This window comes from Christensenella sp. KGMB01412 (assembly GCF_055522415.1).
In genome coordinates this window covers 259,885-282,331 of sequence record NZ_JBVFVW010000003.1, presented here as the reverse complement: position 1 = coordinate 282,331, position 22,447 = coordinate 259,885, and the positions used below count along the sequence as shown (strand labels likewise).

Annotated in this window: 22 protein-coding genes and 1 pseudogene; 2 read left to right on the top strand and 21 right to left on the bottom strand. The window is 45.4% G+C overall.

Annotation, left to right across the window (positions count from 1 at the left end):
• Nucleotides 1-73 precede the first annotated feature (73 nt).
• Nucleotides 74-1,189, bottom strand: a complete 1,116-nt coding sequence (locus ACS5WU_RS06855; RefSeq protein WP_046444229.1) for an aminopeptidase — start codon at nt 1,187-1,189, stop codon at nt 74-76.
• A gap of 84 nt (nt 1,190-1,273) precedes the next feature.
• Nucleotides 1,274-2,668, bottom strand: a complete 1,395-nt coding sequence (locus ACS5WU_RS06850; RefSeq protein ID WP_046444228.1) for an MATE family efflux transporter — start codon at nt 2,666-2,668, stop codon at nt 1,274-1,276.
• 100 nt (nt 2,669-2,768) lie between these two features.
• Between ACS5WU_RS06850 and ACS5WU_RS06845 the strand changes: the two genes are divergently transcribed.
• Together ACS5WU_RS06845 and ACS5WU_RS06840 are read left to right on the top strand one after the other, a co-directional pair.
• Nucleotides 2,769-3,383, top strand: a complete 615-nt coding sequence (locus tag ACS5WU_RS06845; protein WP_059108960.1) for a cytidylate kinase-like family protein — start codon at nt 2,769-2,771, stop codon at nt 3,381-3,383.
• Nucleotides 3,384-3,749: 366 nt separating this feature from the next.
• Complete coding sequence (locus ACS5WU_RS06840) at nt 3,750-4,907, top strand: diguanylate cyclase domain-containing protein (RefSeq protein ID WP_465089019.1); 1,158 nt, start codon at nt 3,750-3,752, stop codon at nt 4,905-4,907.
• Between the two features lie 28 nt (nt 4,908-4,935).
• Here the strand turns inward: ACS5WU_RS06840 and ACS5WU_RS06835 are convergent.
• The 19 genes and pseudogenes from ACS5WU_RS06835 to ACS5WU_RS06745 all read right to left on the bottom strand — a co-directional run.
• A pseudogene (locus tag ACS5WU_RS06835) lies at nt 4,936-5,089 on the bottom strand (transposase); the annotation flags it as partial.
• Between the two features lie 119 nt (nt 5,090-5,208).
• Nucleotides 5,209-6,714 carry an ABC transporter ATP-binding protein gene (locus tag ACS5WU_RS06830; RefSeq protein WP_465089018.1) on the bottom strand — a complete coding sequence of 502 codons (1,506 nt, stop codon included), beginning with the start codon at nt 6,712-6,714 and terminating at the stop codon, nt 5,209-5,211.
• A gap of 12 nt (nt 6,715-6,726) precedes the next feature.
• Complete coding sequence (locus ACS5WU_RS06825; protein ID WP_046444223.1) at nt 6,727-7,425, bottom strand: energy-coupling factor transporter transmembrane component T family protein; 699 nt, start codon at nt 7,423-7,425, stop codon at nt 6,727-6,729.
• A gap of 1 nt (nt 7,426) precedes the next feature.
• Nucleotides 7,427-8,035, bottom strand: coding sequence for an MptD family putative ECF transporter S component (locus ACS5WU_RS06820; RefSeq protein ID WP_046444222.1), 609 nt, complete (start codon nt 8,033-8,035; stop codon nt 7,427-7,429).
• A gap of 23 nt (nt 8,036-8,058) precedes the next feature.
• Nucleotides 8,059-9,795 (bottom strand): ABC transporter ATP-binding protein, encoded by a 1,737-nt coding sequence (locus ACS5WU_RS06815; protein ID WP_320607242.1) that lies wholly within the window; start codon nt 9,793-9,795, stop codon nt 8,059-8,061.
• A complete protein-coding gene (locus ACS5WU_RS06810; protein ID WP_465089017.1) occupies nt 9,792-11,543 on the bottom strand; it encodes an ABC transporter ATP-binding protein in 1,752 nt (583 codons plus the stop codon). Before ACS5WU_RS06810 ends, ACS5WU_RS06815 begins: the two co-directional genes overlap by 4 nt.
• Before the next feature lie 84 nt (nt 11,544-11,627).
• Entirely contained in the window at nt 11,628-12,245 is a 618-nt protein-coding gene (locus ACS5WU_RS06805; RefSeq protein WP_320607241.1) for a TetR/AcrR family transcriptional regulator, read from the bottom strand.
• A 223-nt stretch (nt 12,246-12,468) separates the two neighbouring features.
• Nucleotides 12,469-13,530, bottom strand: a complete 1,062-nt coding sequence (locus ACS5WU_RS06800; protein ID WP_052740551.1) for an ABC transporter substrate-binding protein — start codon at nt 13,528-13,530, stop codon at nt 12,469-12,471.
• Between the two features lie 15 nt (nt 13,531-13,545).
• Nucleotides 13,546-14,343: an ABC transporter permease gene (locus ACS5WU_RS06795; RefSeq protein ID WP_046444218.1), complete on the bottom strand. Its 798-nt coding sequence runs from the start codon at nt 14,341-14,343 to the stop codon at nt 13,546-13,548.
• A 34-nt stretch (nt 14,344-14,377) separates the two neighbouring features.
• On the bottom strand, nt 14,378-15,235 hold the full coding sequence (locus ACS5WU_RS06790) for an ABC transporter permease (protein WP_046444217.1): 858 nt from the start codon (nt 15,233-15,235) through the stop codon (nt 14,378-14,380).
• Entirely contained in the window at nt 15,232-16,320 is a 1,089-nt protein-coding gene (locus ACS5WU_RS06785; protein ID WP_046444216.1) for an ABC transporter ATP-binding protein, read from the bottom strand. The genes ACS5WU_RS06790 and ACS5WU_RS06785 overlap by 4 nt, the downstream gene beginning before the upstream one ends.
• Nucleotides 16,321-16,346: 26 nt before the next feature.
• Nucleotides 16,347-16,880: a cupin domain-containing protein gene (locus tag ACS5WU_RS06780; RefSeq protein ID WP_046444215.1), complete on the bottom strand. Its 534-nt coding sequence runs from the start codon at nt 16,878-16,880 to the stop codon at nt 16,347-16,349.
• Between the two features lie 329 nt (nt 16,881-17,209).
• Complete coding sequence (locus ACS5WU_RS06775) at nt 17,210-17,998, bottom strand: N-acetylmuramoyl-L-alanine amidase (protein WP_059108812.1); 789 nt, start codon at nt 17,996-17,998, stop codon at nt 17,210-17,212.
• Nucleotides 17,999-18,115: 117 nt separating this feature from the next.
• Nucleotides 18,116-18,955: a hypothetical protein gene (locus ACS5WU_RS06770; protein ID WP_046444214.1), complete on the bottom strand. Its 840-nt coding sequence runs from the start codon at nt 18,953-18,955 to the stop codon at nt 18,116-18,118.
• The gene (locus ACS5WU_RS06765; RefSeq protein WP_059108811.1) at nt 18,952-20,364 is read right to left on the bottom strand and encodes a sensor histidine kinase; all 1,413 of its coding nucleotides are present in this window, start codon (nt 20,362-20,364) and stop codon (nt 18,952-18,954) included. Before ACS5WU_RS06765 ends, ACS5WU_RS06770 begins: the two co-directional genes overlap by 4 nt.
• Before the next feature lies 1 nt (nt 20,365).
• Entirely contained in the window at nt 20,366-21,019 is a 654-nt protein-coding gene (locus ACS5WU_RS06760; protein WP_046444212.1) for a response regulator transcription factor, read from the bottom strand.
• Between the two features lie 329 nt (nt 21,020-21,348).
• Entirely contained in the window at nt 21,349-21,612 is a 264-nt protein-coding gene (locus tag ACS5WU_RS06755; RefSeq protein WP_046444211.1) for a hypothetical protein, read from the bottom strand.
• Between the two features lie 9 nt (nt 21,613-21,621).
• Complete coding sequence (locus tag ACS5WU_RS06750; protein WP_046444210.1) at nt 21,622-22,110, bottom strand: hypothetical protein; 489 nt, start codon at nt 22,108-22,110, stop codon at nt 21,622-21,624.
• A 2-nt stretch (nt 22,111-22,112) separates the two neighbouring features.
• A complete protein-coding gene (locus ACS5WU_RS06745) occupies nt 22,113-22,442 on the bottom strand; it encodes a hypothetical protein (RefSeq protein WP_046444209.1) in 330 nt (109 codons plus the stop codon).
• Between the last annotated feature and the right edge of the window lie 5 nt (nt 22,443-22,447).

The window sequence follows — 22,447 nt, the reverse complement described above, 5'->3', positions numbered from 1 at the left end:
TGCAGTTCCTCAGATTTCTACGCTTGCAGCGTTTGCAGAAAATTGCCATCTCCCGTGAACTGATCTCTTCTTACTATTTCAGGTTTTCCGGATTGAGCCCTTTCAGCTCATCTACAACAAACATACCATCCTTGCGGATCAACACGTCGTCAAACCATATCTCGCCGCCGCCCATTTCAGGCGTCTGCACCAATACGAGGTCCCAATGGACAGCGCTTTCATTTCCGTTGTATGCGTCATCGTAGCAGCTGCCCGGCGTAAAGTGCATTGATCCCGCAATCTTTTCATCAAACAGGATATCCCCCATGGAATGGTTGATATAAGGATTCACACCCAGTGAGAATTCTCCTACATAGCGCGCTCCTTCATCCGTGTCGAAAATCTGATTGATTCTCTTGGTATCGTTGGACGTCGCCTCGATGATCTTACCATCCTTAAACAGCAGGCTTACGTTCTCATACTTAAAACCCTGGTTAAAAGACGGCGTATTATAGGTGATCCTGCCGTTTACACTATCCTTCACCGGCGCAGAATACACTTCCCCGTCCGGCACGTTCATATGCCCGTCGCATTTCACAGCGCCAATATCCTTGATCGAGAAGGACAGGTCTGTGCCCGGTCCTTTGATATGTACCCTGTCTGTTTTTTTCATCAGGTTCAAAAGCGGATCCATTGCGTTTGACATTTTCTGGTAATCGAGGTTGCACACGTCAAAGTAAAACTGTTCGAAACCCTCCGTGCTCATGCCTGCCTGCTGCGCCATGGAAGGCGTCGGATACCGCAAAATAACCCAGTTTGTATTTTTCACGCGCAATTCATGATGCACCTGCTTAGAATAGATCGACTGATACAATTCCATTTTATCTGCCGGTACGTCCGCAAGCTCCGTAGCATTATCTCCTCCGCGGAATGCGATATACGCCTGCATTTCCTTCATGCGTGCGCTGGCCCATTTTGTAATATCCTCGATCTGCTCCTTTGTCGCCTGCATCAGCCACTGCCTTTGCACGTGCGTGTGCGGCGTATCGTAATAGGGATACCCGCCCGCTGCGTATACTTCCTTCACAAGCTGCTCGGTAAGCGCGTCGTCGCAGCCGGAAACGTCGATCAACACCTTATCCCCTTTTTTTACGCCGCAGGAATAATTGACCAATGTATGACATAACTTTTTGATTCTTTCATCTACCATTTTTCTATTCACCCCTGTTTCTTCTGTTGTGATTTTTCTTACCTTATTATTATACCACAACCAAAGCCAAAGAAAACATACGCCTTACATCCCCGGCACGTTGGCTAACGGATTATCAAGGTTCTTCAAATACCGCTTATGCACATAGCGGAAAAATACGATGCTAAGCAGCAGGGATACGCATTCCGCAAGCGGGAAAGAATACCAGACTGCGTCGAGTCCGCCAAACTGCGCCAACAGGTACGCTGCGGGCAAGATAACGACCATCTGGCGGCAAAGGGAAACCACCATGCTGAGCACGCCGTTGCCAACCGCCTGGAACACCGACGAAAAAACGATTCCCACTCCTGCAAATGCAAAACACAGGCTGATAATCCTCAGAGCATTCACACCGATATCAAGCATTGCGGGAGTTGCATTAAACATTTCCAAAAGCGCCGTTGGGAACAGCTGGAATACAAGCATCCCCACCAGCATAATACAGACTGCCAAAACGACTGCAAATTTGATTGAATCCAAAATCCTTTTTTTGTGCCGCGCGCCGTAATTGTACGCGACAATCGGTATCAGGCCGTTTGTAAGCCCAAGCACCGGAAGAAATATAAACGATTGCAGCTTAAAATACGCGCCAAGAACCGAAACCGCCGCTGCGGAAAAGCCAACCAGAATGAAGTTAAAACCAACGATCATGACGGAGGTGATGGCCTGCATAATGATGGATGGCACGCCCACCTTGTATATTTCTCCCACAATCCGTTTTTTGGGCCGGAAGCCCTTCAACCGTATTTTCACTTCTTTTACCTTTGTGTTTGTAAAATAAAGGCAAAGGAGCATTGCCCCGATCTGTCCGATCACCGTTGCGATTGCCGCACCTGCAGCGCCCATTTCCGGGAACGGCCCGATACCGAAGATCAGAATCGGATCAAGTATAATGTTGATCACCGCGCCTGTAATCTGGGTGATCATGTTATAGATGGTGATACCGGTTGACTGCATGATACGTTCGCAGGTAATCTGGATAAATACGCCAAACGAGAATATTGTACAGATCGAAATATACTGCGTACCCATGTCCGCAATTTCCGGTCCTCCCTCAATCCCGACCGTAAACGCTTCAAAAAACATCCGCGAAAAAAAGATACCGAAAATCGCGAATACGATCCAGCTCAATATTCCCAAAAAAATACCTGTTGAAACGCCGGCGTTTGCGTCGTCGTACTTTTTTTCGCCCAGCCGCCTTGAAACGAGCGAGTTCATGCCCACGCCAGTGCCGACCGCAACCGCGATAATCAGCATCTGCACCGGAAAAGCGAGCGAAACCGCCGCAAAAGCATTCTCACTGTACTGTCCTACAAAAATACTGTCGACTACATTATATAGTGCCTGCACCAACATCGATATCATAATCGGCAGCGACATCGACACCAATAATTTCTTGACAGGCATTACACCCATCTTGTTTTCTTTGATAGCTTCCATCCCAATCACTTCTTTCCTACTTTTTTACCGCTTACGAATTGACATTTTAGCACATTGGAAGCATAATGTAAACAAGGCTAAAATAAGGAGGCATCTACTTATGAAAAGCGATACGATCATTACAATCTCCAGACAGTTTGCAAGCGGCGGCCGCTCGATTGGCAAAAAGCTTGCAGAAATATTGGGAATTCCTTATTACGATAAAGAACTTATCACAATGGCTGCGCGCGAAAGCGGTTATAACGAAGAATTTTTTGAAAATGCCGAGGAGAAGTCTAACAGTAAATTTATGTACTACCTTTCCTCCGGCCTTGGCAACGTTTCCTCCTGGGGAACGGACATGGCGCTTGACGATAAACTATTCCTGATTCAGGCGGACGTAATCCGCAAGGTTGCGGCAAAGGGTTCTTGCATCATCATCGGACGCTGTGCCGATTATGTGCTGGCAAATCATCCGGACTGTGTCAATATCTTCATTTATTCCGATATCAACCATCGGATCGAGCGGGCGAAAAATGATTACCACCTGAAGGCGCCGAACTTAAAGGAAGCTATTTTGAAATCGGACAAAAAACGTGCGACCTATTACAATTATTATTCGGACATGAAGTGGGGGCAAAAGGAAAACTATCACCTGATGCTCAACAGCGACAGCATTGGGATCGATCATTCTGTTGAACTGCTTAAGGATTATATCGAGATGATCAAGGATTAGGCCCACAGATTATTGTGCGGAGAACGGGGGCAGATTCCCCCGTTTTTATTTCTGTTTTCAATCTCGAATCAAGCCAGGCGCAGCCACTGGCTGCTTTACGCATATTCATTACCTGACAAGTCATATTTTGTTCGCCACCAGCTTTTGAAGGCGTTTTAATCGGGTGGATCGTGTCGTAATCATCTTATCGAATTATCGAACACTCTGCGCAAAGTTGAAATTTGTGCTTTATACAATCGATGAAAAGGATTTTCCAATGGATATGTGCCATTTGACCAACCGAAAAAACGCGAAACAACCGGTTTCTGCGGCGCCAGATACCGCTTTTCTTCAAAAAAATTTGAAGAAAAGAGAGGAGCGGCAGCCATGAAAAAACGTAAAAAACTGAGCCGGGTTGATGTCCAGGTATGGATCATGACCGCCATTGCTGTCGTTGCGTCCTGCGGGCTGATCTTTTTCCTGAACTACAGTCTTTCTTACAACGATATGATCGACACCCTGCGCGAACGCTCCCAGGGAATTTATGATTATCTGGAGCAGTATTTGGATAAGGACAGTTTTTTGTACCTTAATTCTGCTGAAGATATGCAAAAGGAAGAATATACCTCAACCAAATCAATGCTGGAATCCGCGAAAAACACAGCGGGCGTGCGTTATCTATATACGGCGAAACGAACGGCGGACGGCGAATACATCTATCTGGTGGACGGCCTTCCCTCAAACAGCGGCGACTTCCGCAATGCCGGGGACCTTCTCGAACCGGAAATCATTCCCGACATCGAACGCGCTTACCAAAACCAGGTCGTGATGCCTGAGGAAATCAAGGACACCTCCTGGGGGTATGTGTTCGTCACATATTTTCCCATCCATCATGAAGGCGAGGTTGTGGGCGTCGTCGGTATCGAGTTTGACGCCGCGCATCAATATGTCACCTTTCGGCTTCTGAAAATAGTTACGCCAATCGTAATCATCCTGTGCTGTATTATTTCTGGCATTGTAGCCGCGATCCTGTTTAAGCATATTTCCAATCCTGCATACCGCGATCTGGCAAATACGGATATCCTGACCGGGCTCAACAACAGGAACTCCTTTGACGTTATTGTGAATAACCTTGAGGCTTTGGCGGGAAAACAAACGATCGGTTTTATTGTCGCCGATCTCGACGGCTTGAAAAATATCAACGATTTACTGGGGCATGCCGCCGGCGACCTGTATATTCGTACAGGAAGTAATATCCTGCAAAATCTGGTCGCCTATCCGGACGTACTATACCGAATCGGCGGGGATGAATTTGCAGTTATCCTGCGCGGAAAAAATCCGGATCAGGTTCGCGTATTGGTTTCCGCTATGAAGGATGCGGTTGAAAAATACGCGCTCGAAAACAATACGAAGCTCAGTTTTTCCTTTGGATATGCACTTTTCTCTGCGGATCAGGATCAAACGCTTGGCGATACGCTCAAACGCGCGGACGCAGCGATGTATGACATGAAGCGCAAACGAAAGGCCATGGGCCCAAAGTCATGACTACCCGTAAAACGGGTTGCTTCATTCAGCCCACTGTGCTTGCATAATATTCGATTAACCAAAAAGTGCCTGTTCCCAAATTTATATTTTAGGTTTGCGTACCTGTCAGGCAGCATCATTGCACTCTTCCCTTTTAAGTATCCTGCAAAACTTAACATACTGTATTTGGGTGGTATACTCAACCTTCAGTACAATCCCCCAATCGTCTCAACAGCGTTTTTTTTCTTTCCCGCCGGGCGGGGCAACTTCACATCGTCAAATCTATAACATCCAAATCTTATCCACAATCCGGATATACTATTTACAATCCCAAAATATTATTTTTAACGTTCATATCCATCAATTCACATAAATCACTAAAATTTTCTATGTGAATGTCATCTGTTACTTTTCCTGTCTGTAATCGGATTACACGCTGACAGCAACTATATGCAAATTCCGCATCGTGAGTAATAATTAAAATTGTATGTCCCTGTTTTGCTAATTCTTGAACAATTTTGCTGACACGCCGCATATTTCCACCATCGAGCCCACTCGTAGGCTCGTCCATAATGATGACTTTTGCATCGTACATAAGCGCAATCGCAAGCGCTAACCTTTGTTTTTGTCCTCCTGAAAGAGTAGAAGGATGCCGCTCTGTTAATTCACTTAAATCCAATCTTTCCAGTATTTTTTTTGCTTTTTCTATTTCATGGCTATTTTGTTCCTTCCCAGTCAATAATTCGTCTAAAACGCTCTCTCCAAAAAGCTGGCTGTCTAAATCCTGCATAATAAACCATATTTTCTTACGCCGCCCGGCCTTTTTCATACATTTTCCCAAAAGGGCAACGGTACCGGCTTCCTCCTTTTGAAGTCCTGCAAGTATTTTGCCAAATGTACTTTTCCCTGCTCCGTTTGGGCCAACGATTGCAACTACCTCGCCCACTTCAAATGATAACGAAATATTTTCCGCCGCTACAACATCCTGAAACGTAAGATTTATATTTTTTGTTTCTAAACATACCTGTCCTGCTCCGCTCTTTCTGATACACTGCCTTTTTTCATCAGGATTGCTGCTATTGATTAAATTCGGACTGCGTAACCCCATTTTTTCTATTGAATCCTGTTTGAGTTTCATGATCTGCCGTGGTGTATATTCCGCTACTATTTTTCCATTTTGCATACAGATTATCCGATCTACAACATTCATAAGGTAATACAGCCTATGTTCGGCAATAATGACAGTCTTTTTGAGCGTTTTCAGCTCCAGTAATATTTTTTCAAGATTTTCTGTTGATTTAATATCGAGGTTGGCGCTTGGTTCATCCAATACAAAAATATCCGGATCAATCGCATATGCGGAAGCAAGCGCCACTTTTTGCCTCATTCCATAGGATAGCTGATGTAGATTTTTTGACAGAATATCTGAAATTTCAAAATTTTGTGCTGCTTTATTGACTTGTTCTATAATTTGTTCATGGCTAAATCCATAATTCTCGCATCCAAAAGCGATTTCGCCTGCCACTTCATTTGCAAAAAACTGGCTGCGTGGATCTTGAAATACACTCCCTACATATTTTCCCCTTTCCCACGAAAGTGCATTTCCTATACGTTCTTTTCCAACCTGTCCCCCGCCTGTTAAACCCCCCTCATAAAAATGCGGAATCAGCCCATTGATAATACGGATCAGGGTGCTTTTTCCGCTGCCGGAAGGCCCGGTTATTACAACGGCCTCACCAGCTTGAATATCCAGGTTAATATCGGTCAAATTTCCGCCATTTCCTTTATACGAGAAACATATATTTTTCATGATTATGTGTTTACTCATACCGTCCTCCACTTATAACATAATCAAAACAATAGAAATTGTTATAACCACACAGATAATCCCAATATCTATTTTTGTTATCCTGCCTGCATAATAACTTTCTTTTTTACATGGACATTCGATTCCTCTTGCAATAGCAGACGCCGATAATTCATCCGCCACTTTCAACAACCGGAATGTTAAGGGCACAATGGCGTATTCTAAAGTCCTCAGAGGGTTTTTTATTACGTCTGTGAATGAACCTAAAAATCCCCGCGTCCTCATCGCATCTTTTATATCCGCTGCTTCGTGCCTGACGGTCGGCATAAGCCGCAGCATAACCGTTAGTGTAAGCATGATGCTATTAGGTGTGTGCATACTGCGAAATGCCAATATTATTTTTCCGGTAGACATCTTAAACAGAAGGTATGCGGGAATAAGCGGCGGTATCAATCTATAAATCAGGCTCAGCATAAGCGGCGGGGGGAAAACGATTCCGTACGTTGTTGTCACAACAAGTAAAATATAGATTCCTATGTATAAAAGGAGCATGATTCCGGCTTGTTTGGGAAATCCTGCCAAAGCCATAAGCAAAACCATAACTGATGTAAAAAACAAATGCAAATACCATTCATTGCACAAATATGAAGTAATGCACGCACACACTACTGCCAGCAGTAATGTGCGTGCATCAAGCCTATCTATTTTTTTCGCTGTTGTTGCGGAATCCATCTTATATCACACCCGCTTTTTGGAAATGTCTACGAAGCAAACGTTGTCCGAATAATATCCCCAACATGGAAAGACCGGCTGTAATAGCGCACGCAAGAAGAATCAAAAGCGGATTGCTCACAAAATCAATTTGCATCGCAATTAAGTCTTGCTGAAACCCGCTTGCCGATGCGGCAGAGGTATACGATTCCCATGCAAGCCAAATTGGAATCGCATTTCCGATTACCATGCCAATGCCATATACCATCCACCCGATCCCATTTCTCAACGGTTTGCGGTAAGTATCTTTTCCAATCATCGTCAGTTCTGCAACGGCTCCTACTGCTATAAAATAAGGAAGCAGGAATACGAATCCCATTAAAGCGTTAATCGCCCCCATTACCGTCGCCCAAATAAGCAGCAAACCGTGCTTATTTACACGATTCGCAGCAATCAGGTAAAAAGACGCGCAAATAAATCCCTGTATCCCTGCGCAAAAATAAATGTTCAAAACAGGAACAGCCAACGTAAGCTGGGCCGGTATCATACAAAGAAAGTAATAAATTACCATCATTGCCGCTACCGTAACAACATCGCGTACTGTTAACTTCTTTTTCTGTGTTTCCGTCATTATTTTTTCCTCCAATAACTTTATTATTTTGAAACAACCCAATGATTCGCTTTGCGTTGTTCTTTCACCATATAGGCATAGCGTCCATCATTTGCCATCAATTCATGATGCGTCCCTTGTTCTGAAATTCTTCCTTTATCCAGTACCAATATGTTGTCTGCGCTCATAATTGTATTTAATCTATGCGCTATCACAATAACTGTTTTTCCGTTCATAAGGCGGTCAAGAGCCTTCCCGATCGCGATTTCATTATCCGCGTCCAGGTTTGAAGTAGTTTCATCCAGCAGTACGATTGAAGCATCCTTGATAAACGCCCGTGCAATGGAGATACGCTGTTTTTCTCCCCCGGAAAGAGTGCTGCCGCCTTCTCCGACCATCGTTTGGTAGCCGCTTGGTAATTCCATAATGAATGAATGGCATTGCGCTGCTTTCGCGGCCTCAATTACCTGTTCGTCCGTGGCATCCGGCTTTCCAACCCGAATATTATTTGCAATCGTATCGTTTAGTAAATAGACATCCTGGAATACAACCGCCATGTGTTCTGTAAGACCATCCGGTGATATTTTCCTAATATCTGTGCCTCCAATCCTGATTTGACCTTCCGTAACATCCCAAAAACGTGAAACGAGACTGGCAATCGTCGTTTTACCGCTTCCGGACGGGCCGATCAGTGCAGTTGTCGTTCCTTGCCGCGCCAAAAAACTAATATTCTTTATAACATCCGTGTTCCCCGTGTAAGAAAAGGACACGTTCTCAAATTCAATATCATAATTTTCTAAAGCGGTATTTTCGTTTTGAAATGGCAATGGTTGTTCATCCATAACGGAAATAATATTATCAGCAGATTTATTCAAAAATTTCATCTCCGGATATAAAGTTCCTAACGTTATCATCATATTTGCTATGGATATCGCAACCATGATCAGCGCCACAATATTGACGGATTCCATTCCGCCTTTCCAAAAGACTGTCCCAATTACAAGAGCAATCGGAATAATCAGTGATGTTAAGAGCGAAAACACTGTTGAGAACGGCATAATTGCCAATTCCATTTTTATGGATTCTTTTTTCAGCTTGATATAACTGTCGTCCAGACGTTCAAATTTATCACCTGTCATATTATATAGCCGAAAAGTTCTCATGCCGGAAATATATTCTACAATGCGCGAAATAACGCCATTGACCGCTTTGCGGTAATTATCGCTTTTATTTTTTGCTACTTTTCCGCCTCTGTCTATAATGGGCAAAGAAATCAATATAACGGCTGCCACAATGAACGCAAAACGCCAGTCAATAAAAAAGGCGAATACGAATGCCAATCCTGTAAAGAATATAATTTTGAAAAAGCTGGAAAGTGATTTTGTCAGCACCTGTTCAAAATCAGAAATATCCGTAGTAAGGATGCTTGTTAGTTTTCCTATACTATTTTGGTTAAAATAACCTAAATTTACTTTGCGGATATGGTTACCAAGCCTTAGCCGCAGATCGGCTGTAATCTCTGCGCCTTTGTATTGTGTTTGCGTATAGCTGATTGCCGAAATGATGGCGCGGGCAGCAAATAAAGCAATGAGTATTATGCTGTAAAGCATTAAATGATCTAATGTAAATGTTCCGGTAATCAGTTCAATCATTGTACCGATCATGATTCCGAACATCCCCATGTGCAAAATGGAGTCGACACAAGACATGATAATAACAGGTACTAAAGTTTTTGCCCGGTTTCCTGCAATTTTTTTGATTGCCTGTATTAGCTGGTTCATGAAACTACCTCCTGTTTGTCCTGTGTATAGGCTTGCCACATCTTGCTATATTGCCCTCCTTGTTTTAACAATTCAAAATGTGTTCCCTTTTCTATGATATGCCCTTTTTCAAAGACACAAATTTGATCGGCTTGAATGATTGTATGCAGACGATGCGCTATCATAATCGTCGTTTTGCCTCGAAGTAATTCCGCGAGTGCAAGTTGTATTTTGTATTCGTTTTCAATATCCGTATAACTTGTAGCTTCATCGAATACAATAATTGGAGCATTTTTCAGGATCGCACGGGCTATACAAATTCTTTGTTTCTCACCGCCGCTCATTTTTACTCCTTCTTCTCCAATTCTTGTTTGATAGCCATTGGGTAACGACAATATAAAATCATGTATCTGCGCTGCCTTTGCAGCTTCTTCAATATCATCTTTTGAAGCATTTGGCTTTCCAATCGCTATATTTTCATAAATCGTATCATCAAGCATAAACGTTTCTTGAAATACGAATGAAACAAGCTGCATTAAATTCTCATTTTTCAATTCCTTGATATTGGTGTCACTGATAGAAATACTGCCATTCGTTACTTCCCAGAATTTTGGAATAAGCTGCGCTGCGGTCGTTTTCCCAGCTCCGGAAGCTCCTACAAATGCAGTTAGACTCCCGGCCGGCATATCAATATCAATATGATGTAGTACCTCTGCCGCTCCATAGGAGAACGAAACATCATTAAAAGTAAGTGTCTGCGCCTTTGCCTGAGCCAGTTTTTTTGTTCCCTCACTTTCACAGGGGATATCCATAATCTGCTTTATCCGGGCGGTGCCCGACATTACTTGATTGAATGTTTGTGCAAAACTAAGCAAATTTAATAAACTGGACAAAAAGACCATGCTCATAATCATAAAGAAAATGTAAGTTGCTAACGGAAGCGTACCTTGTGCATACAGCAATCCACCAATAGGCAATACAAATACAATACCGCTTTCCACCAGTGCGACAAATAATCCGTAGGTATAACCCTGGTCTTTACTGCATTGTTTCCAGAAAGAGCAATAGTCCGTTACTGCATCAGAATATTCCTTATATGATTTAGTTGTCATATTAAAAATTTTCATAATCGGCATCCCGTTTATAAATTGCATAATCGCAGAGTTTAATTTTCCAAGTAAATGATGATATTGCGTCATCCGCCTCCCGGTTATTTTTACAGCAGCAAATTGAATGACCGCTCCAATAATAACGGGTGTAAGCATACAAAATGCCATTGGGATATTGAGGGAAAGCAGATAAATAAACATAATGACAGGCGCTACAATCGCTCCAATAAGATCAGGAATTTGATGTGCCATAAATTTCTCAATTCGTTCCACATCTTCAATGACAACCTTTTTAATTTCTCCAGTTGTATGACTATCAAAAAAGCCTAAATTGATTTTAGAGATATGTTTGCTTAATCTGGAGCGAACGGAATATAATGTGTTAAACGCACCAATATGGGAAAGGCTTAATGCAATAACCATAAAAATAAACTTACCTGCAAGTGCAAGCGCAGCGATAACTGCGTAGTGTATTGCAATCTCAATACTCCCATTATCAGTTACCAAAAACATGATAATTTGATATGCCATAATGAATGGGATAAATGAACACAGTCCAGAAAGTATGCTGAATATCATACTGCCATAAAGCGGTCTTGTATTTTTTCCCGCAAGTGCAAAGATATATTTTGCACCACGCTTATCGTTTATCTGTTTCATTCTGCCTCCTTAACCAAACGTGAATTAGCACGCGCTAACTTCATTGTATTTTTTACTCCGCTATTTAGCGGAGTATTTATTGAGCTATTCCATTATCAGCTTTTGCCAACCGCCTGTAAAAAACTTAGATATCCTGCCAGCCTGTTCAACCGCTTTGTCATGCGGGACATTATGTATCAGCATTTCAAATACGCATGACATTTGCGCGTTGATTAAGATATGTAAATCATCCCTCGTTACCATATTGACACGATATCCCTTCTTTTGTGCCGCCTCCAGATATCGTTGAGTTAAATCTACATTTTTTTCTACTAATTGATTGGTAAAATCTTCAAATGGCGTTTGCTCTGAAGCCATAATCAAAATACGGAAAATATCAAAGTATTGATATGCGTATTCTATCATTCCCCTAATCGAATCAGAAGAGGATTCCCACATGGCCTCTACTCCAGATTGATCGAGTTGTTCAAGATATCCGTCGCCAACTAAATCGTACTGCTCTAAAAAGGCCTTGCACACTGGGGAAACAAGTGCCGCAAACAAATCATCCTTATCTTTGAAATGCCGATAAAGCGCACCTGTTGTAAGGCCAGCCCCAGCCGCGATCTGGCGTAAGGATGCTCCGGTAAAACCATGTTCTGAAAATTCCTTTTTGGCGCTTTTGAGGATGTTTTCATGTGTTTTATCATATTCTGAAATCAATATAGCTTCCTCCCGATAACGTTGTTATCATGATAACAACGTTATCATACATTATCTTAATACTTATTGTCAAGCCAAAATTAAAAATGTTTGACGCAAAATATCGTGTAACTTCTTATGTAACGAACCAATTTTTTAGAACGTTAGTCCATATTTTGAGCTTTACACAGACAGGCAAAAAAAGCCGGCAGGATAATCCTGCCGGCTTTTCATTTGCCTGTCCTCATGCAATCTTCACTTTCATCCACGCATCTTCATACATCCGCAGGATGCTTTTGTCGAGATATTCATAATACTCGCACTTTTCAAGATCCTCTTTTGGCGGATTAAACGCATAATTATCCAGCATTTCCGGATCCACAAGTTCAAGGGCCGCATCCTCCGGCGTCGAATAACCGGTATATTCCGCATTGATCGCCGCGATATCCGGGCGCATCATAAAATCGATAAAGCGCAAAGACTCGTCGTACACATCCGTGGTATTCAGGATACACAGCCCGTCCACAAAGATGTTCGCCCCTTCCTTGGGAATCACATACTCAAGGTCCGGATTATCGATCATGGAATATGCCGCGTCGCCCGCATACATTGGCGCGAGCGCAGCGCTGCCGCTCACCATGGTCATACGCAAATCGTCCGTTCCATAAGCAAGCACAAGGGGTTTTTGCTCTACCAGCAGCTCCGCAGCCTCGTCAAGCTCCTGCTGATTTTGGGTATTGATACTGTATCCAAGCTTAATCAGCGCTACTCCAACGCTGTCGCGGATGCTGTCGTACATCAAAATCTGTTTTTCGTATTTGGGATCAAACAACACATCCCAGCTGTCCGGCTCCCCATCCACCATTTTACTGTTATACAGGATGCCGAACGTTCCCCACGTATACGGAAGGGAATAATCTCCATTTGGATCATAGGTGCATGTGCTTGCAAAATCCTCTATGTATTGATAATTTTCCATTTTGGAATGATCGAGCTTTGCAAGCCGGTCCTCGAGCATCAGCCGCTGGATCATATATTCCGACGGAACGACCACGTCAATCTGCGTCCCTTCGGTAGTAGCGATCACATACATTTCTTCGTTGGACGGAACCGTGGTCATATTGATCTTGATATCAGGGTTTTCTTCTTCAAACATCGGAATGACCTGCGGATCGATATAGTCCCCCCAGTTCAGGAAATGCACGACCTTTCGTCCGTCCGCACCTCCCTCGTTTTCCGTACAGCCCGCAAGCGGAATGATAAGCAGCAGCGCTGCCAATATAACAAGTACAATTTTTTTCATCATTTTCTATCCATTCTATCAGCGAAATTCCTCCAGCTGCGGAGTCCTTTTTGTCTTTTTGATCGACCTCAGATTAATAACAAGCAACAGTACGATCACCACTACAAACATAATGGCGGACAACGCGTTGATCATGGGGTTGATGCCCACGCGCGCCATACTGTAAATATACGTGGAGAGGTTTTGTATTGCGCCCTGCGACGTAAAGAAGCTGATCATAAAGTCGTCGAAGGACATCGTGAACGCAAGCAAGAAGCCGGTTACGATTCCCGGCATAATCTGCGGCAATATCACCTTCCTGACCGCGTATGCCGGCTTCGCGCCCATATCAAGCGCGGCCTCGTAGGTCCCCTGGTCCATTTGCCGCAGCTTGGGAAGCACAGAAAAAATAACGTACGGGATATCAAAGGTGATATGCGCCAGCAGCATTGTCCAATATCCACGGGGGATATTGAGGAAAATAAACAGCAGCAGCAGCGAGATACCCGTCACGATCTCTGCGTTGACCATGGGGATATAAGTAATATTCACCATTACATTCCTGCTCTTTTTCCGAAAATTATCCATGCCGATCGCCGCAAGCGTACCAATCAGCGTCGCCGCGACTGCCGCAATAATCGCAATGGACACGGTTACCCATATCGCCTCGGCAATCGTCGGATCCGAGAAAAGCTGTTCGTACCAATGAAGGGAAAAGCCCGTCCACTTTGCCATGGATTTTGAACCGTTGAAGGAAAAGATGATGAGGGCCGCGATTGGCAGGTACATAAAGACCAGAATAATCGCCAGGTAAAACCGTTTTAAAAATTTCAGCATAAGCCACCTCCGCGCAAATGTGCCAAATGGCAGGTCACATCAGCGCCCCTCCTTCCCCTTCTTTGTCGTAGCGGCGCAGCAGCCACATGAAGATGATTGTAAGGATCATCATAACTACGGCAAGCGCCGAACCGAAATTCCATTCCGACAGCAATAAAAACTGCATTTCTATCAGGTCGCCATACATCATGAAATGGCTCCCTCCAAGAAGCCGTGTGATCACAAAGGTCGTCATTGCGGGCATAAATACCATAGTGACACCGGAAATAATCCCGCCCTTGGAAAGGGGCAGCGTAACCCGCCAAAAGGTTTGCCACTTATTTGCCCCCAAATCCTGAGCTGCCTGGATGCAGGACGTATCCATTTTCTGGAAAATGGAATAGATCGGCAGGATCATAAACGGCAGGAAATTATACACAAGCCCGAAAATGATCGCGCCTTCCGTATACAAAAACTGCACCGGCTCGAATCCAAGCGCCATGAGCCCCTGGTTGATGATTCCCGCGTTGTCCAGCAGCGCCCGCCACGCATAGGTTCGCAGCAGGAAGTTCATCCACATCGGCAGGATAAACAGCACTGAAACCAGCGCCGCGATATTCGATTTCATTTTGGCCATCAGGTACGCCGCCGGATAACCGATCAGCAGGCAAACCGCCGTCGCCAAAAATGCCATCCATACGCTGCGCCAGAAAACCGTCATATAAAGCGGCGAAAACGCCCGTTCCAAATTTTCCAGAGTCAGCACCATAACGCCGCCCGATCCTGTTGCGGTAAAGGCGTAAAGCAATATCAAAATCAGAGGGGCAATCGTAAAAATGGCGATCCACGCTACGTACGGCAACGCAAATACCCTGCGTGTGCCCACGAGCTCATGCGCCCTTCCCCGCCTCATCTTGCGGCCTCCACAACATCGTCAATGCGCATCTTGTCGTACTGGCTTACTTCCATCACATGGATATCATCCGGCTCGAGCGTAAAGCCCACTCGTTCATCCGTTCCAAAATAATCAGTGGAATGCACCAGCCACTCAAAGCCGTTATCACCGTTGATACGGATTTCATAATGAACGCCCATAAAGATGATAGACGAAACCGTCCCTGTGATCATGTCATCCGTAATATTTTTCGTAATATTGATATCCTCCGGACGTACCACCACCTGAACCGGTTCGTTTTCGTTAAAGCCGCGATCCAGACATACAAAATCATTATCAGCAAAGTGTACGTAATAGTCCCTGATCATGATGCCGCTGATGATATTGGATTCACCAATGAAATCCGCGACAAACGAATTTTTCGGTTCGTTGTAAATCTGCTCCGGCGTGCCAAGCTGCTGGATGACGCCGTCATTCATGACCGCAATGGCGTCACTCATCGTAAGCGCCTCTTCCTGGTCGTGCGTCACGTAAACAAAGGTGATGCCAAGTGATTTTTGCATCCGCTTGAGCTCCAACTGCATCTCCTGCCGGAACTTCAGGTCGAGCGCACCAAGCGGTTCGTCGAGAAGCAGTACCTCCGGTTCGTTCACAAGCGCCCGGGCAATCGCCACACGCTGCTGCTGCCCGCCTGAAAGCTTCGCAATATCCCTGTCCCCGTAGCCTGAAAGACCTACAAGGCGCAGCATATCGCTTACCTTGCTTTTGATTGTATTTTTATCCATTTTTTTAATTTTGAGTCCGAACGCGATATTGTCAAATACATTCAAATGCGGGAACAAAGCGTATTTCTGGAATACCGTATTCACGCGCCGCTTATATGGCGGAAGTCCCTTGATGCTCTCGCCGAACAAATGGATGTCTCCGCGCGTAGGCTCCTCAAAACCCGCGATCATCCGAAGCAGCGTCGTTTTCCCGCAGCCGGACGGTCCCAACAGCGTCAGGAATTCGTTTTGCTTGATATACAAATTGATATTCGAGAGCACTTCCACTCCGTCAAATTCCTTAAATACGCCCAAAAAATCAATGATGTGTTCCGACATGGCAATTTTTCCTTCCCGTTACTTATTTAAAAATTTGGCGGCGTGGATACCCACAATATCTCCGCGTCTTTTTTCCCGTTGTTTTCGATCCGGTGCGGCACATTCGTTTTAAAATAAAAGCTGCCGCCCTTCCTGATTTTATGTTTCTTCATTCCAAGGACGAGCGTAACCGCGCCGCAAAGCACATAACCAAATTCCTCGCCCTCGTGCGGATGGTCTTCCTCCGTAGAGCAGCCCGCCTTCAGGCGCAGCAGAATCGGCTCCATCATATTTTTCTGCGCGTTGGGCACCAGCCACAAAATGCTCTTGTCGTCGTCTGTTTTCTCAAACAGGTCTGCCTGTGCAAAAGCGACCTTTTCCTCCTCACGTTCATTGAAAAACTCCGGAAGGTCTGTTCCAAGGCATTCCAGAATATCGGTCAGCGTCGCGATGGATGGCGAGGTAAGATCCCGTTCCAACTGCGATATAAATCCTTTGGAAAGCTCTGCCCTGTCCGCAAGCTCGCTTTGCGTAAGCCCCAGCCTTTGCCTGCGCGCTTTTATTTTTTCTCCTATATTCATATACGTTTCCTTTTCCGGAATAACAGTTAAATAAACATTTTGTTTATTATTATTAAACCAATATTCGCAAATAATATTTAACCATAACCAACCGGCACTGTCAACAAAAATCCTTTCCTGCTAAAACATTCCCCACTGTTTTCGCAGTATTACTATTGCAATTTCTTAGTAAAACAGAGCCAAAAGTTTAGTATTAGTATATAATAAAGAAAGTTTTTTCTAATTTTTTGCTTCAAAAAAATTGTCCTGAAATGGTAAAAATCCGTTCAGCTTATCATAAGCTGAACGGATTTTTACTGGTTGTGTCGTGCAAATCTATTTGAAAGCGGTCACGCCGCATTATTCTCCTCAAAATCGTCTATCCCTGAAATGATCGCCGCAACAATTTTATTCTGATAGCTGTCCTGCTGCAGCATTTGTTCCTCCTCCGGATTAGAGAAAAATCCACACTCTACAATAACACTGGGTTGATTACCCGGCCTGAGAAGTTGATAATCACCTTCGCCAATCTCCCGCGGCTCTTCCACGTCAAGCTGCGTATTCATTTCCTGCTGGATACATTGTGCAAGCTTTTTGCCCCGTGCGTTTGGCTCCCTGTAAAAAACCTGCGGCCCTTTAACGCTTTGCCCCTTATCATAAAAATTCTGATGAATGCTGATGAACATATCTGCATTGGATTCGCTGATGATATCTTCGCGCTTTTTCATGTCCTCCGCCTTGGTGGGAGCGATCATTCCGTCGTCCGTACGCGTCATGATTACGTTGATCCCTTTTGCTTCCAGCTCTTTTTGCAATTTCTTCGCGATTTCAAGGTTTACCTCTTTTTCCATCCTTCGTGTCAGTACGCCGAACGTCCCAAAGTCGTCGCCGCCGTGTCCTGCATCTACGATTACCTTTGTACGCCCGTCGTCAAGGGCCGTTACATTCCCCTGCGCCTGCCCGGCAGGCGCCGTTTGCTCTGCTGCCGCACCGGCGTCCACGGCTTTCGTGACCGCCGCGGGAATCAGCTTTGCGCCCGCGCATATGCCAATGACGACAATCAGAATCACTACAATAAATTTTGCAAACCGTTTTGTCAGCCGCCTGCTTCTCCTGCGTGCTGCTACAATCTGTCTCATAACCCAATCTCCTTATGCTGCCATTTGAGAATCCGCAATAAAAATTGACCTTGTAATGATCTTACAAGGTCAAAGCATACTTTTCTCATCGGTTTTGCATCATTTTTGTAATCTTTTCTATAAATCTGAAGGTTTCAGCATAACGGTATATAAAAGTCCTGAATTGGTAGACATTTCCAGTATCACCTGATAATCCGCTTCATTGGTCGCAAAAATCAAATCCTCGTTCCCGCCAAGGCTGCTGCCCCCGGCAACATCTGTTACCTCCAGTCCGTGCGCTTCCGCAAAAACGCCTGTTTTTTCTTTCGCCGTCTTTTTGTTGTCCCATTTGGACAATTCCTTATCGGCGCTGCTTCCCTCACAACGTATCTCCGCCATGTAAATCAAGCCCTCTTCATCGTCCATCACAAAATAATACCAATCTCCTGACGCCCTGTCGCTCGCATATATTGCCCAAAAGTAAAATGTCGTGCCTGATACGGTTGGATCGAGCATCGTCTCAAAATTGACGCTTTCAATCGCGAGGTCTTTCGCATTTTTAGGGAAACCCGGGAACGCCCCCTTATCACCCAGGTTATCGATCGCCCGGCGCGCCGCTTTTTTGGCTTCTTCCTGGTTCATTTTACTGTCCGCAGGTGCATAGCCCGGATTCTCCACCTTTACATTTTGATATCCGTAATCGCCATAGCCTGCGCTTTCAGCGCTCTCCTTGCCATACAACGTATCTATTTGCGGTTGAAAAACCCCGGCCTGAAGCATCGCTGTATACAGCACCCGCACCTTCTGGTATTTGGTCGCCTTGTATTCATAGGTCTCCGCCGTATGCGTATCCTTTTTCACGATACCCAAAAAGGATTTATCGCTGTTTTTTGCCAGCACCGGCGGGACGACCGCGCTTGCAACCACGACGCTAACAGCAATGATCACTGTCAGGATATACTTAACGATGGTTTTCATACCCGTTTTTGCCTCCTCGCCCTTCTGACGCGTACGCACACGATCGTTCCTGTTCCAACAATGCTGCGAAATTCCAGGCGCGAGCCGTGCATCCTTGCAATCTTATCTCCAAGCGCAAGCCCCAGCCCCGCGCCGTTCTGGGCGCGCGCGCGGCTTTTATCCACCATATAAAACGCTTCCGTAATCTTCCTGATTTCCTCCGGCGGGATTCCCCTGCCGTGATCCTTGACGCAAAAAACGTAATCCCTTCCGTCTATCTTTCCCAGAAGTTCGATTACTCCCCCCTCCTGCGAAGCCTTGCGGGCGTTGTCGATCAGGTTTACAAGCAGCGTTTTAAAAAGATCCGGCTCAATCAGCACGATGCTGTTTTGCGCCGCCGCCCGCAGCGTCATTTGGTTTTTCTCCATAACAGGCTGCATCAGCCCCGCTATTTCCTCGATCAGCAGCCGCGGGTTTACCCTGCGGCGCTCAAAATCCTGCCGGTTTAAAACCATAAGCTCCAACAGTTTTAAGGATAACGCCTCCAGGCGTTTTCCTTCGTTAAAAATGTAATTGGCAGAAACAAACATTTCCTCAGGTTCCATTTGCTTTGAACGCAGCATATCCGCGTATCCGATAATCGATGTAAGCGGCGTTTTCAGTTCGTGTGCAAAACTGGCGACAAAATCCTCACGCTGCCGCGCCGTATTTTCCAGCGCATAAATTTTGTCCTCAAGCGCGTCTGTCATCAAGTTGAAATCCCGCGTAAATTCACCGATTTCATCGTTGCCTGTAACCTTCATGCGCTCGTTATAATTTCCCTCCGCAATCCTGCGCGTCGTGGCTGAAAGCCTGCGCAGCGGGCGTGTGAGCAGCATGGAAACCACGAGCATCACAAGCGAGCTCACTACAAGGATGATGATATTAAGTCTCGTATAGATTTCAAATTGTTTTTCGCGTTCGGTAAAAATTTTTGAAATGTTTCTTGTCGTTTCGATGTATACGGTACGCCCCCCCGCGTCTGTGCGGCAGCTGACCGTGATGCGGTAATTTCCGCCTGATTCGCTGATGCGGTAGGCTCGCGCCCCGTCCGTATCTGTAATGAGCTCCTGATCCGGCTTCCGGCCCGCATTGCTAAAGATAATGTTCCCTTCTTCGCTTACAAGCGCAAGGCCCCGCCGGTCTCCGTCGCCAAGCTGCGCGGCAATATTGGTTACCGCCTCGTCCGTAAGCCGCGAGCCGCCGCTCACATAACTCGTGCTCGCGCTTTCGTAAGCGAGCTTCATCAGCAGGTTCTCCTCAAGCGCGCGGTCTGTTTCACGTTCCAGTGATGTTTCAAATGAAGACGTAATCAAAATATAACCGCCAACCGCAAATGCGGCAGCAATCATAATGATCGTCGACAAAAACACCTTCCACGCAAATTTCATCCTATAGTTCCAACCTGTATCCTACCTTATAGACTGCAACGATGGTCTTTTCCCAGCCAAGCTTTTTACGCAGCCGCTGGACATGTAAATCCACCGTGCGCGTATCGCCAAGGTATTCGCTCTGCCATACCCGCTCAAAAATCGTCTCGCGGAAAAGCGCAATGTTCTTATTCCGCACAAACAAAAGAAGCAGCTCGTATTCCTTCATCGTCAAATCGACCTGCCTGCCGTTTTTCATCACACAGCGCGAACGCGTATCGATCTTCACGTCGCCTGCTTCAATATTGTTATCGCTTTTATGATACCGCCGTAGTACCGCCTCTACCCTCGCCAGAAGCTCCACGATTTCAAAGGGCTTTACAATGTAATCATCCGCGCCAAGATGCAGACCTTTTACCCTATCCGCAACGTCGTTTTTGGCTGTAATAAAAATAACCGGCGTTCCCGTCGGACGCACGTATTCCATCAGCTCATATCCGCTTACCTTTGGGAGCATGATATCGAGCAGTATCAGGTCGTAACGGTTTTGTTCGATCATATCCGCCGCTGTCATCCCGTCATTTGCGACATGGCAATGATAGCCGCTTTCCGTCAGATTTACAGAAATCAAATTAGAAATCGGAAGTTCGTCTTCCACAATCAATATATTAATCATACGATACCCACCTTGTCACGCGCTTTCATGTATTGCAAAAGAAAGCCTTTTCTCCGAATTTACAGCGTATTAATTTATGGCGTCGCATGGCTGCGCCGCCGTATGTTCGCTGCATAGCAGTTTCTAACAAATGCTTGCTGCGCAACCATTTGGCAACCTGCAATATATTTTTACATTACATCTTTATTGTATCATATTTGCATCATTGTTGCCGTCATGGTTCATAATAAAGTTTGTATCTATCCAAAAAATGCGGACGGCAAATCCCTGAAAAGCATATCGGAGGGCTTTGGCCTGCATTCCTGATAATCCGTACAAAAAAGAAGACCTTACAGGTCTTCTTCCAAATAAGATTGATTCAATTCATTCAGCTCATTTTTGATCTCTTCCATCCTGCGGTGAATCTCGATACGCGTCAAGGGAGATGGGTTTTTTGTTTCCAAATCGTTTGTCATTCGCAGGTGAATCCATCCAAGCTTACGCCATGCGCTGCGCAGACCGGCCTTCACCTTCAGGAAATCTTCCGGCGTCAAATATTCCCCGGGCGCGGCCTTCCTGGTGTTGGACCACCTGTCCTTATGAGGCTCTTCCATCTGCTTTCCTCACTGCTTCTCGCCGCAGTTTGAGCAATAATTATCGCCAACGTGGTTTTTCTGGCCGCAGCCTTTGCACTCTTTTGTAGACTGGGCGCAGTTGATTGCCACCTCAATCTGCTGGAGTTCGGTATAAATCTGCTTGATTTCCTTGCCGACCTCAGCCATGTCTCCCCTGAGCCGGCCTTTTGTATAGGCCATCTCCCCGAGCTTTTTATATGCGTCCTCCAGCTCTTTTTGTTTTGCCGTCTTTTGGTTGTTGAGCTTTGCAACCTCCATAAATTCCCTGGATTTGCTTGCAACCGTGCTGCCAAACGCCATCAGGCCTTCCTTTGCCTTTGACGCAGCTTTTACAGCCGCTTCGCCCACTGCCTGCCCTGCGTCCTTGGTCGCCTTTGCGGCCTTCTCGCTTGCAGCTTTTGCAGTTTTAGCCGCTTTCTCGCCTGCTTCCTTTACGGTTTTTGCAGCCGTTGTATCTTTTACCGTTTTCGTAGCCATTTTTACATCCCTCTCTTTTCATTTTGATCTGCCCCGCCGCACATGGAACGCTTTAAATCCGTGGAAACGATCAACAATGCCGCTTCAGATGCTTCGTTTGCTAATTGCGCAACTTCCCTCGCAACCTTTGCCGCCCCCCGCGCCGCCAAAACGACAGCGTTTCTGTTTTCTTCATTTTTATCCGCCTCGTATTCCATGAGCCTCTTTGCAATTTCATTCACAGCCTGCTGTGCCTGCTGTGCGCTTGATTGTGCGGAAAGCGCGGCGGCCTGCGCCCTTTTCAAGTAAAATTCCTTACTTTTTTCACGGGCCTGCTCCAAAAAATCATCCATACCCA

Coding starts and splice junctions, on each gene's coding strand:
- ACS5WU_RS06855 (WP_046444229.1), bottom strand. CDS start 1,189: ATGGTAGATGAAAGAATCAAAAAGTTATGTCATACATTGGTCAATTAT.
- ACS5WU_RS06850 (WP_046444228.1), bottom strand. CDS start 2,668: ATGGAAGCTATCAAAGAAAACAAGATGGGTGTAATGCCTGTCAAGAAA.
- ACS5WU_RS06845 (WP_059108960.1), top strand. CDS start 2,769: ATGAAAAGCGATACGATCATTACAATCTCCAGACAGTTTGCAAGCGGC.
- ACS5WU_RS06840 (WP_465089019.1), top strand. CDS start 3,750: ATGAAAAAACGTAAAAAACTGAGCCGGGTTGATGTCCAGGTATGGATC.
- ACS5WU_RS06830 (WP_465089018.1), bottom strand. CDS start 6,714: ATGAGTAAACACATAATCATGAAAAATATATGTTTCTCGTATAAAGGA.
- ACS5WU_RS06825 (WP_046444223.1), bottom strand. CDS start 7,425: ATGGATTCCGCAACAACAGCGAAAAAAATAGATAGGCTTGATGCACGC.
- ACS5WU_RS06820 (WP_046444222.1), bottom strand. CDS start 8,035: ATGACGGAAACACAGAAAAAGAAGTTAACAGTACGCGATGTTGTTACG.
- ACS5WU_RS06815 (WP_320607242.1), bottom strand. CDS start 9,795: ATGAACCAGCTAATACAGGCAATCAAAAAAATTGCAGGAAACCGGGCA.
- ACS5WU_RS06810 (WP_465089017.1), bottom strand. CDS start 11,543: ATGAAACAGATAAACGATAAGCGTGGTGCAAAATATATCTTTGCACTT.
- ACS5WU_RS06800 (WP_052740551.1), bottom strand. CDS start 13,530: ATGATGAAAAAAATTGTACTTGTTATATTGGCAGCGCTGCTGCTTATC.
- ACS5WU_RS06795 (WP_046444218.1), bottom strand. CDS start 14,343: ATGCTGAAATTTTTAAAACGGTTTTACCTGGCGATTATTCTGGTCTTT.
- ACS5WU_RS06790 (WP_046444217.1), bottom strand. CDS start 15,235: ATGAGGCGGGGAAGGGCGCATGAGCTCGTGGGCACACGCAGGGTATTT.
- ACS5WU_RS06785 (WP_046444216.1), bottom strand. CDS start 16,320: ATGTCGGAACACATCATTGATTTTTTGGGCGTATTTAAGGAATTTGAC.
- ACS5WU_RS06780 (WP_046444215.1), bottom strand. CDS start 16,880: ATGAATATAGGAGAAAAAATAAAAGCGCGCAGGCAAAGGCTGGGGCTT.
- ACS5WU_RS06775 (WP_059108812.1), bottom strand. CDS start 17,998: ATGAGACAGATTGTAGCAGCACGCAGGAGAAGCAGGCGGCTGACAAAA.
- ACS5WU_RS06770 (WP_046444214.1), bottom strand. CDS start 18,955: ATGAAAACCATCGTTAAGTATATCCTGACAGTGATCATTGCTGTTAGC.
- ACS5WU_RS06765 (WP_059108811.1), bottom strand. CDS start 20,364: ATGAAATTTGCGTGGAAGGTGTTTTTGTCGACGATCATTATGATTGCT.
- ACS5WU_RS06760 (WP_046444212.1), bottom strand. CDS start 21,019: ATGATTAATATATTGATTGTGGAAGACGAACTTCCGATTTCTAATTTG.
- ACS5WU_RS06755 (WP_046444211.1), bottom strand. CDS start 21,612: ATGGAAGAGCCTCATAAGGACAGGTGGTCCAACACCAGGAAGGCCGCG.
- ACS5WU_RS06750 (WP_046444210.1), bottom strand. CDS start 22,110: ATGGCTACGAAAACGGTAAAAGATACAACGGCTGCAAAAACCGTAAAG.
- ACS5WU_RS06745 (WP_046444209.1), bottom strand. CDS start 22,442: ATGGATGATTTTTTGGAGCAGGCCCGTGAAAAAAGTAAGGAATTTTAC.